General features: G+C 45.8%; 13 protein-coding genes. 9 read left to right on the forward strand and 4 right to left on the reverse strand.

Annotated elements, in window-relative coordinates; genetic code table 11:
- Window positions 1–172 precede the first annotated feature (172 nt).
- Window positions 173–1,072: a nitrilase-related carbon-nitrogen hydrolase gene (locus ACTXGK_RS28650; RefSeq protein ID WP_443514625.1), complete on the forward strand. Its 900-nt coding sequence runs from the start codon at window positions 173–175 to the stop codon at window positions 1,070–1,072.
- Between the two features lie 42 nt (window positions 1,073–1,114).
- On the opposite strand, the gene ACTXGK_RS28655 is transcribed toward ACTXGK_RS28650, so the two are convergent.
- The 4 genes from ACTXGK_RS28655 to lptM all read right to left on the reverse strand — a co-directional run bounded on the left by ACTXGK_RS28655 (window position 1,115) and on the right by lptM (window position 5,017).
- Window positions 1,115–2,140, reverse strand: coding sequence for a tyrosine recombinase XerC (locus tag ACTXGK_RS28655; protein WP_443514626.1), 1,026 nt, complete (start codon window positions 2,138–2,140; stop codon window positions 1,115–1,117).
- Between the two features lie 46 nt (window positions 2,141–2,186).
- On the reverse strand, window positions 2,187–3,074 hold the full coding sequence (dapF, locus tag ACTXGK_RS28660) for a diaminopimelate epimerase (protein ID WP_058025622.1): 888 nt from the start codon (window positions 3,072–3,074) through the stop codon (window positions 2,187–2,189).
- A gap of 205 nt (window positions 3,075–3,279) precedes the next feature.
- Window positions 3,280–4,656, reverse strand: a complete 1,377-nt coding sequence (gene lysA, locus ACTXGK_RS28665; RefSeq protein ID WP_443514627.1) for a diaminopimelate decarboxylase — start codon at window positions 4,654–4,656, stop codon at window positions 3,280–3,282.
- Between the two features lie 46 nt (window positions 4,657–4,702).
- Window positions 4,703–5,017 (reverse strand): LPS translocon maturation chaperone LptM, encoded by a 315-nt coding sequence (lptM, locus tag ACTXGK_RS28670; RefSeq protein ID WP_443514628.1) that lies wholly within the window; start codon window positions 5,015–5,017, stop codon window positions 4,703–4,705.
- A 722-nt stretch (window positions 5,018–5,739) separates the two neighbouring features.
- On the opposite strand from lptM, the gene ACTXGK_RS28675 reads away from it, so the two are divergent.
- From ACTXGK_RS28675 to ACTXGK_RS28710, 8 genes are all read left to right on the forward strand, one after another.
- The gene (locus ACTXGK_RS28675) at window positions 5,740–6,972 is read left to right on the forward strand and encodes an acetate/propionate family kinase (protein WP_443514629.1); all 1,233 of its coding nucleotides are present in this window, start codon (window positions 5,740–5,742) and stop codon (window positions 6,970–6,972) included.
- 134 nt (window positions 6,973–7,106) lie between these two features.
- The gene (gene pta, locus ACTXGK_RS28680) at window positions 7,107–9,254 is read left to right on the forward strand and encodes a phosphate acetyltransferase (RefSeq protein ID WP_443514630.1); all 2,148 of its coding nucleotides are present in this window, start codon (window positions 7,107–7,109) and stop codon (window positions 9,252–9,254) included.
- Window positions 9,255–9,613: 359 nt separating this feature from the next.
- Complete coding sequence (locus ACTXGK_RS28685; RefSeq protein ID WP_443514631.1) at window positions 9,614–10,564, forward strand: nicotinate-nicotinamide nucleotide adenylyltransferase; 951 nt, start codon at window positions 9,614–9,616, stop codon at window positions 10,562–10,564.
- Between the two features lie 131 nt (window positions 10,565–10,695).
- Entirely contained in the window at window positions 10,696–11,109 is a 414-nt protein-coding gene (gene rsfS / locus ACTXGK_RS28690) for a ribosome silencing factor (protein WP_201601366.1), read from the forward strand.
- Window positions 11,110–11,320: 211 nt separating this feature from the next.
- Entirely contained in the window at window positions 11,321–12,052 is a 732-nt protein-coding gene (locus ACTXGK_RS28695; protein ID WP_443514632.1) for an MOSC domain-containing protein, read from the forward strand.
- Window positions 12,053–12,082: 30 nt separating this feature from the next.
- Window positions 12,083–12,574, forward strand: a complete 492-nt coding sequence (locus tag ACTXGK_RS28700) for a hypothetical protein (RefSeq protein WP_443514633.1) — start codon at window positions 12,083–12,085, stop codon at window positions 12,572–12,574.
- 69 nt (window positions 12,575–12,643) lie between these two features.
- Entirely contained in the window at window positions 12,644–13,519 is an 876-nt protein-coding gene (locus ACTXGK_RS28705; protein ID WP_443514634.1) for an N-acetylmuramoyl-L-alanine amidase, read from the forward strand.
- 56 nt (window positions 13,520–13,575) lie between these two features.
- A complete protein-coding gene (locus ACTXGK_RS28710) occupies window positions 13,576–14,322 on the forward strand; it encodes a pyridoxine 5'-phosphate synthase (RefSeq protein WP_443514635.1) in 747 nt (248 codons plus the stop codon).
- The last annotated feature ends 24 nt before the right edge of the window (window positions 14,323–14,346 follow it).

Consider the following 14,346-nt stretch of genomic DNA (forward strand, 5'->3'; position numbering starts at 1 on the left):
TAATTTATATTCTACCCAGATACGATTGGTATGTTTCTTATATAAACCTATCACTTTTATCCCAATAGCCAACCAATAAATATGAATGGCCTGTTCACGATCATCAAAATTTTATTATAAAAATAACGTAATGAGCGACCATCAATACTCAACATTTACGGAGAATATTGTCATGCATGACCAAACAAATATCCCTCAATTTACCACAGCTGCCATTCAAATGAACAGCCAGCAAGACGTTGATGGCAATTTAGCGAATATAAAAGCGGCGATCATTGATGCCAAATCGCAAGGGGCTGAACTCGTTGTCGTACCTGAAAATTGCTGTAGCATGGGCCAGCAGTTTGCGACTGCAGAGCGTTTTGACGCGCTATCAACGACGATGGCAGAGTATGCGCGCACCCATGGTGTCTATCTACTGGCAGGCTCACTGCCTTGCCCTTATCGGCCTGATGGCATGGTCGTTCCTGATGGTCGGCTGCGCCAAGTTAGTCAGTTGTTTGCGCCAGATGGGACGCGAGTGGCACGATACGACAAGATCCATTTGTTCACCGCGACCGTGGCCGACAAGCAAGGCAGCTACAATGAAGCAGCGACGTTTGAGCCTGGTACGCAGACCGTGGTTGCGCCTCTTGAGTCTGGCGACGCTGTCTATCAGTTGGGTATGATGGTCTGTTTTGATTTGCGCTTTCCTGCTCTAGCGCAGCGCTTACGTCAAGCAGGTGCTGATATATTAAGCGCGCCTTCTGCTTTTACTTATCTGACTGGGCAAGCGCATTGGTCGCTGTTGTTACAGGCACGTGCTTTGGACAGTCAGTGTATGGTGATTGGGGCAGCACAGGGCGGCGATCATGCGTATAAAGATGGCAATACTCGCCAGACGTGGGGACATACCGCCATTACTGCTTTTGACGGCAGCGTTATTGCGAGTCATGATAGCAGTGAGCTAAATCTGTCTACGACATCTGACATAGATAAAGGATACGCCGTCGTCATGGCATCATTAGACAAGCAAGCTCAAGTGCAAGGTCGACAGAAATTACCTATCTTTGATTGTCATCGTTTGGCGTAGTTTAGGAAATAACGTGGATTGCTTAAACCGTAGATTACTTAATTAGGTAGGATTTTCATCATTTTGAGTATGGGTGGCTCGTGGATGGGCGCGATCATAGACTTGTGTCAATTTGGCAAAATCAACGTGGGTATAAATTTGCGTGGTACTGATATCGCTATGTCCTAACATCTCTTGCACAGCACGCAAGTCACCACTACCTGACAGCATGTGTGAGGCAAAGCAATGACGCAGTAGATGTGGATACATGTTTTGCGCAATACCTGCACGAATTGCAGCAACTTTTAAGCGTTGCTGTACGGCCCGTGTTGATAGTCTAGTACCCAGTTTTTCGCTAATAAACAAGGCGCTGTCCATCTGTTCGACCCATAGATTGCGATGCGGAAGATAGCGGCTAATCGCCTCTGCTGCCTTTGCGCCTAATGGTACTAAGCGAGTTTTATTACCCTTACCAGTGACTCGCACCCGTAAATCAGACAAGTCCACATCAGCCATATCGAGTGCGACCAACTCGCCAACACGTAGACCACTACTATAGAGCAGCTCAAACATGGCTTTATCACGCAACCACAAGCGCGCCTGCTCTGGCGTGTCAGGGATTTGTTGATCGAGTAACTGCGTCAATAAATCCACATCAGCAATCGAAGGTAATGGTCTGGGGCTACGCTTGAGCTGATAGCCAGTCGTTGGATTGATACGCGCCAAATCCTCCTCTATGAGCCAACCATAAAAATGCCGAATCGCTGACAGCTCTTGCTGAACGCTAGCAAGCGCAAGCTTGTCTTCATCGAGACGCTGACTAATATGCTGAGCCAATTGGCGCTTATCACAGCGCGTCCACGTCAGACGCTTACCGCGTAAGAACAGTGCCAGTTGGTTTAAGCCAGCAAAATAAGCGGTCAGCGTATGCGGCGAGTGATTACGCACGGACAGCGTATCAAGCCAACGATGGACAGGTGCTAATAACGCTCGTAGCGCGGCATCTGACTCTATATTCGCCGCCAGCTCAGCTGATAGCCAAGGTGCCGTTTGCGTTGTCTGTCCGTCTTGATGAGTGGACATAACCATATCAGAAGCACCCATGTTATTGATATCAGTTGCCTAATGACAGATATCAGCCTTCAGAACTTGGCTTAATACCTGCTTGCGCCATCAAACCATCCGGACTAAAGACTCCTTCATAAACAAAAGCAGTCGGACCTGTCATCATGACTGAATAGCCTGGCTGCCACTTGATGATCATGCTGCCACCATAGAGCTGCGCCCGTACTTCTTCGCCTTCATCGAGCCAGCCCTCTCTTATACCGACTGCAACTGCTGCACAGGCGCCCGTGCCGCAAGCTTGCGTTTCGCCAACACCGCGCTCATACACGCGCAGACGAATATGACGCTGATTCATCACTTGCATGAAGCCCACGTTGACGCGATCTGGAAATGCTGGATGGGACTCAATGGCCTTGCCCAACGTCTCAACCTCAGCGTCAAGTACATCATCGACTTTGATAACGGCATGTGGGTTGCCCATGTTGGCGACATATAGCTGTACAGGTGTGCCATTTACATCGAGGTGATAAGTGTTTTGTATTTTGGTCGTGGCTCTTGGGCTAAAGGGAATCTCATTTGGCTCAAACTTGGGCTTACCCATGTCGACTTCTACCCAACCAAACCGATCAGTGGTCAAAGAGATAATGCCGCTGGCCGTCTCAACACGCAGACGCTGCTTAAATGACAGTTTACGTGCTTGCACAAAACGAGCAAAACAGCGCGCACCATTGCCGCATTGCTCGACCTCGGTGCCATCCGTATTAAAAATACGGTAACTAAAATCAACATCGGGGCGCATCGGTGGCTCGACCACAAGCAATTGATCAAAGCCAATACCTAGGTGACGATCTCCCAATAACTCTACCAACTCCTTGGTCAAATCTAGGCGCTGGGTCACCAAATCGATAACCATAAAATCATTGCCCAGCCCATGCATTTTAGTAAATTCTATTAGCATATCTTTGATGTCCTATCCTATTTTTATGTATGGCTTATATTAGCACGCTGTCAGATACAATCATAATTATCACCGCCATCAAATACCAACTTATCGTTATACCTCAAAATCAATATACGTCATTCGAGTTTGCCATAAAAAACCCACCGTCATTATCACGGTGGGTTTTATTTATTATGCAAAAACAGTTTCAGCTTTGGCGCTTTTATTTATCCTGCCACAGTATTTCGTCAGCATATAAGGCTTCAACCGTTTCACGTTTGCGGATGAGCTGATGGTTATTACCTGATACCATCACTTCGCTGGCACGCGGACGCGAGTTGTAGTTGCTACTCATGGTAAAGCCATAAGCACCTGCACCTGTCATAGCCAGCACATCACTTTCAGCTAGTGATAGTAGGCGGTCTTTTGCTAAGAAATCCCCTGTCTCACAAATCGCGCCAACGATGTCCCACGGCTTTGTACCATCTGTTTCAATCCCATCGCTCGGCAATGTACTTGGAATCACAGCCATCTCCGCTTGATATAAAGCAGGACGAATCAAGTCGTTCATCGCGGCATCGACAATCGCGAAGTTTTTGTGCTCAGTCGGCTTGAGTACATCGACTTGGGTGAGGAGCACGCCAGCATTGGCAACGATACTACGACCCGGCTCAAAGAATACAGTCAAACCAAGCTCGCTAAGCTTTGGTAATAAAGCCTCGGCAAACTCATCGATAGATACAGGCGTCTCATCAATATAACGCACGCCTAGACCGCCACCCAAATCAATATGACGCAGCTCAATATCATGGTCACGCAGGCTATGTATCAGCTCAATAACTTTGTCTAATGCGGCGACAAACGGCTCCACTTCAGTCAACTGCGAGCCAATATGACAATCAATACCAACGATATCGATATGCGATAAATCTGCCGCTTGCTGATAGACCGCTAGGGCGTCTTCGTGGGTAATACCGAACTTGTTATCTTTAAGACCCGTTGAGATATAGGGATGCGTCTTGGCATCGACATTAGGATTGACGCGTAATGAGATTGGCGCACGCTTATTAAGTGCTGCCGCTACCTCGTTGATTAAGGTCAACTCACTGATCGACTCGACGTTAAAGCAGCCAATACCTTGGGTCAGTGCGTATTCGATATCGCCGCAAGTTTTGCCAACACCTGAGAAGACAACGCGCGCTGCCGCTCCGCCTGCAGCCAATACACGCATCAGCTCACCACGAGAGACGATGTCAAACCCAGCGCCTGCCTGCGCAAGCACCCCAAGCACTGCAAGATTCGAGTTTGCTTTTACCGCATAGCATACCTGATGATTGAGACTGGCGAAGCTATCGGTATAGGCTTTATAAACATCCAGTATCGCCTGCTTTGAGTAGACATAGCATGGCGTACCATATTGTTTCGCCAACTCATCAACACTGACCTGCTCCATATATAGTGCATCGTCGCGATAGCTCAGCGCGGGCAGATGAGCGCTTAACGCTTTAGGATCAACATATAGACCGTGCTCGGTTTGAATAGTGACAGACTCGCCAGTGGCAGAATCGGTTACGTCAGCAGATAGTTCAGAATGACTCATATAAACATCTCTAATATAATCAGGGTATCAAGGGTAAGAATAAAAATTAATAATCGTTAGGATCCGTACTCGGCTCGGGCAGTATTTGCTGTTCATCTAGATAGTCATTTTTTTGATAGGTATCACCATCAATGCCCGCAAAAGCAGCATCTTGTGGATGGCTCGTACTATTTAGTACAGATGGGCTACCCTCTATCGTTTGGCTACTGGAGTCAGCTAAGTACAAAGCGCCTTTTTGTCCGCAGCCTGACAACCCTACCATCATCGCACTGCCAATCACTAAAGTAATAATGGCGCGGCGACTGGCAGGTCTCCATAAGGCGATATGCCCAGTTTTTGATGAGCGAAGTATAGTAGACATAGAGTGGATAACCTGTGAGCGTGTAGCGGTGTAAGTGCGATTAAAAATCGTAATAAATAAAGAGCGAAAAAGGCAGCCAAAGCATAGCCAATATCAAAGTTTTAATCATAGCATTATGACACAAAGCTGTACGCATACTGAACAGCATTGGCCAATAAATTTGGCTTATAGTGGGGATTGGTTTGATGCTTTCATCATAATTTACTGACGATATCGCTTGATAATTTGTGCATAAAAACATATCTGATAAGCATTTAGACAATATTTCTTACAATTTTTGATATTTATAAGGTTGCTCCACAACAGCCAATAATCAATGGCTAAAGTACCTAGGAGCCACTAGCTATAACAGATGTACCAATATTTTGAACGCTTGATAGACACCAATTTTAAACCTTACCGTTATCGCGGTATAGCTACAAAAATATGTTACATTATACCGCGACCTTACGGCTATGATGAGGCGCAGGCCTGCGATTCGGCGGTACTGCTATATAGTAATAAGATACAACCATCAGCCTCAGTATGACTAAGATCGATCATATACTTGTTTGATAGATCAGCATGGATATGGCTAATTTTGTGTTAAACACGATCAATCTATCATCACCTTAATATGAACACGATGCGATGTCAGTGTCATTTTTATCATAGTAATCTGACGATATGATGATTTTCTACCTATAAAAACCCACCTATAAAAACCAATCTAAGGATAGAGTATGAGCGCCAGCCTAACGACCACTTTTGATGATAAGAACTCTGAAACATCAACCCTGACCAGCCCAACTTTGGTTTTAAACTGCGGCTCGTCTTCCATCAAATACGCGTTGATTAGCGATGACAACTCTACTCGTATCACCGGTCTTGCCGAAAACCTAGGTCTTGATACGGCTCGTATCAAACACACGACTCTAAACGGTGAAAAGCTTGAAATCTCTATCCCTGGTGGTCGCCATAAGCTGGCACTACAAAAAATCCTTGAGCTACTAGAGCAGTACCACTTCATCGCCGTTGGGCACCGCGTGGTACATGGTGGTCGCGAATATTCTAAAGCTGTTCGCGTTGACGAGCATGCATTGGCAGAAGTGAAACGTCTCAAAATACTAGCTCCGCTACACAACCCTGCAAACGCCCTAGGTATCGAAGCGGTTCAGGCGATCTATCCTGATATGCCTCAAGTGGTGGTATTTGACACCGCTTTTCACCAGACCATGCCGCCCGTTGCTTTTCGCTATGCGCTACCAAAATATCTATACGAAGAACATAGAATCCGTCGCTATGGTTTTCATGGTACGTCTCACGCCTATGTCTCAGAGCGTGCCAGCCAAATCACTCAGGCAAAAGGCCCGCATGGTTGGTTGACCGCGCATTTGGGTAATGGTTGTTCAATCGCGGCGGTATACGATGGCAAAAGTCTCGATACCAGCATGGGACTGACCCCACTTGAAGGGCTGATGATGGGTACGCGTAGTGGCGATGTAGATCCTAGCTTGCACATGCATCTAAAACGCCAGCTCGATATGAGCTTAGAAGAGACCGACAAAATGCTTAATAATGACAGCGGTCTACTCGGCATCTCAGGACTGTCTAACGACTTACGTACCATTGAGCAAGCAGCCAGTGAAGGTCACGAAGATGCACAGCTCGCTATCGAGATGTTCTGCTATCGTGCTGGTAAATATCTGGCCAGTCTTAGCTGTGCGTTACCAGAGTTTACTGGTATTGTCTTTACTGGCGGTATCGGTGAAAACTCCGACATTACACGTACCAAAATTTTGGCAGTGATGCGTCATTTCGGTATCAAAATAGATGCTGACAAAAATGCCAGTTTGGTTCGTGGTAAAGAAGGCAGCTTCCACGCAGATGACAGCAGTATCGAGCTATGGGTCGTCCCAACTGACGAAGAGTACCGTATTGCTCAAGAGACGCGTCAGGCATTGAATTTAATATAAGCGTGAGCGTGTTTGATACGCCATATCTATATAATTAACATTTGCTATAAAGCTATGGCGTAAATACTCAATACATTGCTCATTCTGCCAAGGGTGAATTGAACTTAATAATAAAATAAACCGTAGGATACACTATGCAGACCATTTTACTTGTTCCCATTAGCCGCGGTATCGGTGTGACATCAGCCGCGCTTGGCCTAATTCGCGCCTTTGATTACAACGGTATCAAAGCGGGCTTTATGAAGCCGTTTTTGCAAGACGATACACTAGATAAGCAGCACAGCTTAGACAGCTCAAGTGCATTAACCATGCATGCTTTTGGTCTAAAGCCGCCCAAATCGATCAGCCGTCAGCACGTCGAGCGGATGCTAGGCGATGGCAATCTTGATGATTTGATGGAAGAAGTGATTGCCAATTATCATACAATTGATGATGGCCCTGACGTCATCATCTGTGAAGGTCTAGTGCCGACCACTGAGACCTCTTACGCCTCACAAATCAACCGTGCGCTTGCCCATGCTTTAGATGCCAAGATTATATTTGTCAGTACGGCTGATATCAGCAAGCCTGCCTATTTAGCAGACAAATTAGATGTACATGCTCGCGAGTTCGGCGGTGTCATGGATGCGCGTACGCTTGGCGTGATATTGATGCGGGTACAAGACGTACCTAATACCTTTGAAAATCAACCAGTCGCTCCAGGTGAGGCGGTCGTCAGCTTAGATCCAACCTTTTTGCAAGAAGTGCAGCGCCTATCGCCTTCGTTCAATACTGACGCGTTCCGCCTCATCGGTGTCGTTCCTTTCAGCGATTCGTTATCAGTGCCGCGCACATGGGATATTGCCACAGAGCTGGATGCTACTTGGCTCAATATCGGTGAAGCAAAAACACGTCGCATCAATCGCATCAGTCTAACGGCGCGCTCGGTAGCACGCGTCAACGAAGTTTTTAAGCGCGGTACGTTAATGGTGGTGCCTGGTGACCGTGATGATTTATTGCTGGCTGCTGGGTTGGCCTGTATTAATGGGATTCCATTAGCAGGTCTGGTACTCACTGGCGGTATCACCCCAAGCAAAACGGTCGCTGAGCTTTGGCAATCAGCACTCAAAACCGGCATCCCTGTCATGAGCGTAGAGAGCGACAGCTATCAGACGGTGCAGAGCCTGATGCATATGAGTTCTGAGATTCCAAGCGATGACACTGAGCGTGCGGAAGAAGTAGCGCGTTACGTCGCTGCTCATTTGGATTTGAGCTGGATTAAAGAATACTTTAGCCGTAATCATGAACCGCGCTTGTCCCCATCTGCGTTTCGCCACCAGTTGGTCAAAAAATCACAGCACGCCAAAAAACGTATCGTATTGCCAGAAGGTTCTGAACCACGTACCGTCGAAGCGGCCTGTATCTGTCAAAGCCGCGGTATTGCCAACTGCGTACTACTGGCCAAGCGTAGCGATGTCGAGCAAGTCGCCAAAAATCGCGATTTGACGTTGCCAGAAGGTCTAGAAATCATCGACCCCGACACCCTTGATATGAGCAAATATATCGCTGCTGTCGTGGAGCGCCGCAAAGGCAAAACTGGCGCGGACGTCGCCGCTGAATATTTAAAAGATACGGTATATCTTGGCACCATCATGCTCCAGCTAGATGAGGTCGATGGTCTGGTCTCAGGTGCGATTCATACCACTGCCAATACCGTACGCCCAGCGTTTCAATTAATCAAAACCGCGCCGCAGTACTCGCTCGTATCGTCAGTGTTCTTTATGCTGTTGCCTGAGCAAGTGGTTGTCTATGGTGACTGTGCGATCAATCCTGATCCGAATGCTGAAGAGTTGGCAGAAATTGCCATCCAATCGGCACAGTCTGCTGCTGCCTTTGGTATCGATCCAAAAGTCGCGATGATCAGCTATTCTACGGGCTCATCAGGCGCAGGCGCTGATGTCGAAAAAGTTGCCCGTGCCACCCAAATCGTCCGTGAGCGTGCGCCAAACCTCAAAGTCGACGGCCCACTACAGTATGATGCCGCCTCGGTCATGAGCGTGGGTAAACAAAAAGCGCCTGACTCTCCTGTCGCAGGTCAAGCCAACGTCTTTATTTTCCCTGATCTCAATACGGGTAACACCACGTATAAAGCAGTGCAGCGTAGCGCCAACGTCATTAGTGTCGGACCGATGCTGCAAGGATTAAATAAGCCAGTCAATGATCTATCACGTGGCGCGCTCGTTGATGATATCGTCTATACCATCGCGCTAACCGCCATCCAAGCGTATAGCGACCTGATTTAATCGCTGTCATACTTGCTAATTAGAGTCCGTTATACCGCCGACTATCATCATGATGGTCGGTTTTTTATTGGTGCTGTGGTGGTATAGTCAAAGTATCTCAAAAACGATACGGTACTGCTAATATCAATTTTTGCAGCCTCTGTCTGCGCAGGCACAGCAAGCAAAAAAATTGATTTAGCAGTGCATAATGTAGCGGTATTAATTTTCACTGACTATAGGTGGTGATAGATAGTGATGACAGATACTCGCCCGCCCTCTACAATAGTGCTATGATTCAGTTAATATAAAAAGGTTAGCGGATAAAAGAGTAAGGTGTATTGATACCAACAGATACTTCATCTCTTTTTACGCATTTATTTATGTCAAATACGAGCATCAATCCTCAAAAAAAAACAACTGCCCCTGCCATCCGTGCTTATCTTGGCGGCTCATTTGATCCGGTACATAGTGGTCATTTAGAAGTGGCTCTACACGTCTATCAGGACTTGTTGCCAATCGCAAAGCAGCAAAACCGCCCCTTGCACGTCTCCTTATTGCCCAATGCACGCTCACCCTTTAAAACGCAAAGCACAGATCCTGCGCATCGTTTGGCCATGTTGCAACTCGCGACGCAAGACACACCGATACAAATCAATGAGCTTGAGCTATGGCAAGCGCCACCTGTCTATACGATTGATAGTGTACGCACACTTAGGCAGCAATACCCTAATGACTGTTTGATATTTATCATGGGTATGGACAGCGCACGCAGTTTGGATAAATGGAAGGACGGGTTACAACTGACGGACTATGTCAATCTGTGGGTGTTTAATCGTGAGGATAGCGATCATATCAATGAGGGAGTTTCTGACAATGCAACATCACTTGAAAACAGTATAGCGACCTCGCAATATCTAGCGACCTTACAATCGCAATTACCGCTGCCATTACACCCACACGTAACCGACTCACCGATTGAGCTATTAACCCCAACTCCACATCGCTTGATAGATAACACGGAGGCCGACAGCTCAAAAATAAATAGCCTTGACGTAAATAGCACTGACTTGAAAAGCGCTATTAAAGGACGCATTTATATAGATACGCGACCGATCACTGCCGTATCAAGCACGCAAATACGCGAGCAACTACAAATATTGGCGACTGAAACAAATAAAATGCCCGTCACTGAGAGGCAAATCGCATCTATCGCACCAATAAATGATATTATGAGCAATACTCACCCCAATTCATTAGCTAAATGGCTCAATCCTGCCGTTTATCACTATATTATCGCCCATCAGCTATATTCTGCTGCTCAATTCCGTTAAAATCGCCTTATCTATGTCATTTTGCCTATCCTGTCTCTATACGTGACTGACGACATATGATCAGTCGACTCAGACAAATTGACGTTTTACCCCTTTATTTTTAATAGTTACGATTGAAGAGATTAAAATTTATGATCAATACCATGACCGAAGAACGCTTAACCGTGTGCTTGAACCTTGTACAAAGCGCGCTAGATGATATGAAAGCAAAGAACATCACTGTAATGAATGTAGAAGACTTAACTGACGTCACCGAACGTATCGTCATCGCTGATGGTACCTCAAAACGTCATGTACGCGCGATGGCGGATAGCGTCGGCGCTGAAGCCAAACAGGCAGGCTTTATGCCACTTGGCCGCGAAGGCGGTATCGATTCTGATTGGACACTGATTGACTTGGGCGCGGTTGTCGTTCATATCATGACCCCGCAAGCGCGCGAGTTCTATGACTTAGAAGGCCTATGGTCATCACCGGATCAGTTGGCTGAGCTGGTCGCCACGCCGCGTGAAAAGAAAACCGCAGGTCGTCGCAACAAGAACAAATAAGATTATTGAGTACAATAATCTTGTCATACTAAAAGCATGAAATCAAAAAGACCAGAATTGTTATTCTGGTCTTTTTTTGTGCCGATATTTAGACATATCTATCATGATAAACAGCCATTAGAATGGATAATTGTCGGATAGATTGCTATCATCCTTACCACTATTGCTGCGCAAATTTTGTCCTGCTCTCGCCTACTATTAAGGATTGCCCATGTCTGCTACTCACCGCTCAAACCCTGAGATTAACCTACCCTTGCACGTGGCAAATTTGGTATGTGTCCGCACGGGCAAAGCCATGCCGTTCACTCGTGAAGAAATGAGCGCCATTGACAAAGCACCTGTTGTAGCACCTGTCGCCGTCAATTTTATGGGATTGACCACTGACGAGCAAGCCGACCGCAAACATCATGGCGGCCCACTCAAGGCCGTGCATCAACTACCAACAGCCACTTATGAAAAAATTAATACAGAATTTGACCTAAAAGTACGTGTCGGCACACTCGGTGAAAACCTGACCACTGCAGCCGTTGATGGCTTGCCTGAGATGGATGAGTCTAACGTCTGTATTGGCGACGTTTATCAGTATGGCGACGACAAAATAAACGGTGAAGATAGCGTGCAACTGCGCATCGTCCAACCACGCCGCCCGTGCTACAAAATCAACGATCAGATTGGTCAGTTTACCAAAGTGCCAAATATTGCAGCATGGGTCAGCAAGCAAGGCATCTCGGGCTGGTATTTCCAAGTGGTGCGTGATGGCATGATTAACGCTGATTTGCCAGTCTACTTAGTCGAACGTCCTTATCCATTTGCTACGCTTGAGAAACTCTGGCAGTTATCTAATTCAAAAGAAAAGTTTGACGCTGAGGTGATTGAGCCGTGGCTGGCGATTGAGTGTTTGGAGGCGAGTTGGAAAAAGGTGTTGGCAAAGAAAATTCTTTAAATCGATTCGATATTGTAAGTGAGCAAGAAGATGGATAAGAATGAAATAGACTGGTATGCAGATATTATTCCAGGTAAAAGTATTGCTAATTTAGAAATTTCAAAATATAGCCATCAAGATATAAAAGTACTTTTAAAAAAGTCAGATAATAATAATTTTCACGTCAGAGACAATGGTGACAGCTTTGATATTTATAGTAGTGATAAAGTCAATGTTGGTGAGAAAGATTTGTTGATGAAATTATTTTTCAATGAACAAATGATATTGAACTCTATTATGGTTTATATCACAAGAACGCCAAGTCAATATCAAGGCAAGATATTTGGAAAGTATGGTCTTGGAGACAAATTAAAGCATATTTCTGAGCTTGGTGTACTTGAAAGAAGCATCACAGGTGAAGAGTTTTTTTTAATTAATGACGATAATAGGTGTGGTTTGGAGGTTGCAAATGGCCTAGATGTTTCTCTACAAGAAGACCCAAACCAAAATATAGCTATCATTAAAGTTCATGAATTTTTTTAAGTAAACGTACATTTCCATAGATTAGTGTATTTTCAATTAATGTCTTGGTACTCTCAAATAGAGCATTTCATGGTAAAAAAAATCTTCTTAGCACTTGTCTTAACCCTGCCTTTGATTGGTTGCGTGACGACGACCTCACCAGTGGCAACAACCAAAAACTACAGCGTCGACAGCGACACCTATCAATCGACTGGCAAAAGCCAGCGTATCAAAACCATCGTCCTGCACTATACAGTCTCAGACAACGAGCGCTCGATAAAGACATTGACCACTGGCAATGTGAGCGCGCACTATCTGGTCTTAGACAGTGACGATGATAAAATTTATAACCTCGTACCAGAGTCCGAGCGTGCGTGGCATGCAGGCGACGGTGGCTTTTCAGGTCGAACGATATTAAATGACACATCTATCGGTATCGAAATCGTCAATGCAGGGGTCAAGCCTGAATATCGAGACGCGCTAAAGAATGGCAATATGGATTACCACCCTTATGATCATTATGTGGCGTTTGATGAATTGCAGATTAAAAAAGTTGCGGAGCTGGTGCAAGATATCGCTAGACGCTATGACATCTCACCAAAAAACATCATCGGTCATGCAGATATAGCACCCTCGCGCAAGATCGATCCGGGTGCAAAATTCCCATGGGAGCGACTGTATAAAGAGTACGGTATCGGCGCTTGGTATGATGAAGCGGACAAGCAAGAAATTATGAATCGGCGTACCTTGGTCGCGCCAAGCGTGCAGGAGATCAAGCAAGCCTTTCGAAAATACGGCTATCAAATCAATAATAGCGACGAGTGGGACAAGCCCAGCCGCGATGTCATCTATGCGTTTCAACTGCATTTCAGACCGCAGCAGCCAACGGGTAATATGGATAGCGAAACCTATGCGATATTGCAGGCGCTGAATATGAAGTATGCTAACCGTGATGACTTCTACTAAAATTAAGTATTAATAACCAACAATCTATCCATAACAACAATGAAAAAGGACATATTATGAGCACCTTGTTTAGCGTCAATTTAAACAAACTCGCTTTAATCAGAAACTCTCGCGGCACAGATTATCCCAACCTACTGTACTTCGTAAAGAAACTCATTGATCTGGGTGTCAAAGGCTTTACTGTACATCCGCGACCTGATGAGCGTCATATCAGATACCAAGATGTCTATGATATCAGTGCGTTTTTAAAGGATTATAAAGACATCGAGTTCAATATCGAGGGCAACCCAAACGAGCAGTTTTTATCTTTGATTCGCGAAGTCAAACCGCATCAATGTACCCTCGTGCCCGATAGCGAAGATCAACTGACCTCCGATCATGGTTTCGACATCATCAAACACAAAGACATGCTGTCAGCGTTGAGTCATGAGCTGCAAGGGTTTGGCACACGCTGCGCGGTATTTATCGATCCTGATATCGAGCAAATCAAAGCCGTCATCGACAGCGACGTGCAAACGATCGAGATGTATACCGAAGAATGGGCGCGCGCCTACAGTAATGGTAAGAACGATGACAATATTGACTTCGATGAGGTCAAGCAACGCTTTGACGACTGTATTACCCTCGCCAGTGACAACGGCATTCGCGTCAATGCCGGTCATGATTTAAATTTAGAGAACTTAGCCCAATTGCTCGGTCTTGGTAATATCGCTGAGGTGTCTATCGGTCATGCGTTTACGATTGAATCACTAGAGCAAGGCATGGATAATGTGGTGCGTCAGTATTTAGACATCTGTGCTTAACTCGCATCAATAAGCAAATAATTT

It is taken from the genome of Psychrobacter sp. T6-5 (assembly GCF_052258485.2).
Taxonomy (GTDB): Bacteria; Pseudomonadota; Gammaproteobacteria; order Pseudomonadales; family Moraxellaceae; genus Psychrobacter.

What these genes read in the sequence shown, in the direction of transcription:
- ACTXGK_RS28650 (WP_443514625.1), top strand. Translation starts at nt 173, where the DNA reads ATGCATGACCAAACAAATATCCCTCAATTTACCACAGCTGCCATTCAA.
- ACTXGK_RS28655 (WP_443514626.1), bottom strand. Translation starts at nt 2,140, where the DNA reads ATGGTTATGTCCACTCATCAAGACGGACAGACAACGCAAACGGCACCT.
- dapF (WP_058025622.1), bottom strand. Translation starts at nt 3,074, where the DNA reads ATGCTAATAGAATTTACTAAAATGCATGGGCTGGGCAATGATTTTATG.
- lysA (WP_443514627.1), bottom strand. Translation starts at nt 4,656, where the DNA reads ATGAGTCATTCTGAACTATCTGCTGACGTAACCGATTCTGCCACTGGC.
- lptM (WP_443514628.1), bottom strand. Translation starts at nt 5,017, where the DNA reads ATGTCTACTATACTTCGCTCATCAAAAACTGGGCATATCGCCTTATGG.
- ACTXGK_RS28675 (WP_443514629.1), top strand. Translation starts at nt 5,740, where the DNA reads ATGAGCGCCAGCCTAACGACCACTTTTGATGATAAGAACTCTGAAACA.
- pta (WP_443514630.1), top strand. Translation starts at nt 7,107, where the DNA reads ATGCAGACCATTTTACTTGTTCCCATTAGCCGCGGTATCGGTGTGACA.
- ACTXGK_RS28685 (WP_443514631.1), top strand. Translation starts at nt 9,614, where the DNA reads ATGTCAAATACGAGCATCAATCCTCAAAAAAAAACAACTGCCCCTGCC.
- rsfS (WP_201601366.1), top strand. Translation starts at nt 10,696, where the DNA reads ATGATCAATACCATGACCGAAGAACGCTTAACCGTGTGCTTGAACCTT.
- ACTXGK_RS28695 (WP_443514632.1), top strand. Translation starts at nt 11,321, where the DNA reads ATGTCTGCTACTCACCGCTCAAACCCTGAGATTAACCTACCCTTGCAC.
- ACTXGK_RS28700 (WP_443514633.1), top strand. Translation starts at nt 12,083, where the DNA reads ATGGATAAGAATGAAATAGACTGGTATGCAGATATTATTCCAGGTAAA.
- ACTXGK_RS28705 (WP_443514634.1), top strand. Translation starts at nt 12,644, where the DNA reads ATGGTAAAAAAAATCTTCTTAGCACTTGTCTTAACCCTGCCTTTGATT.
- ACTXGK_RS28710 (WP_443514635.1), top strand. Translation starts at nt 13,576, where the DNA reads ATGAGCACCTTGTTTAGCGTCAATTTAAACAAACTCGCTTTAATCAGA.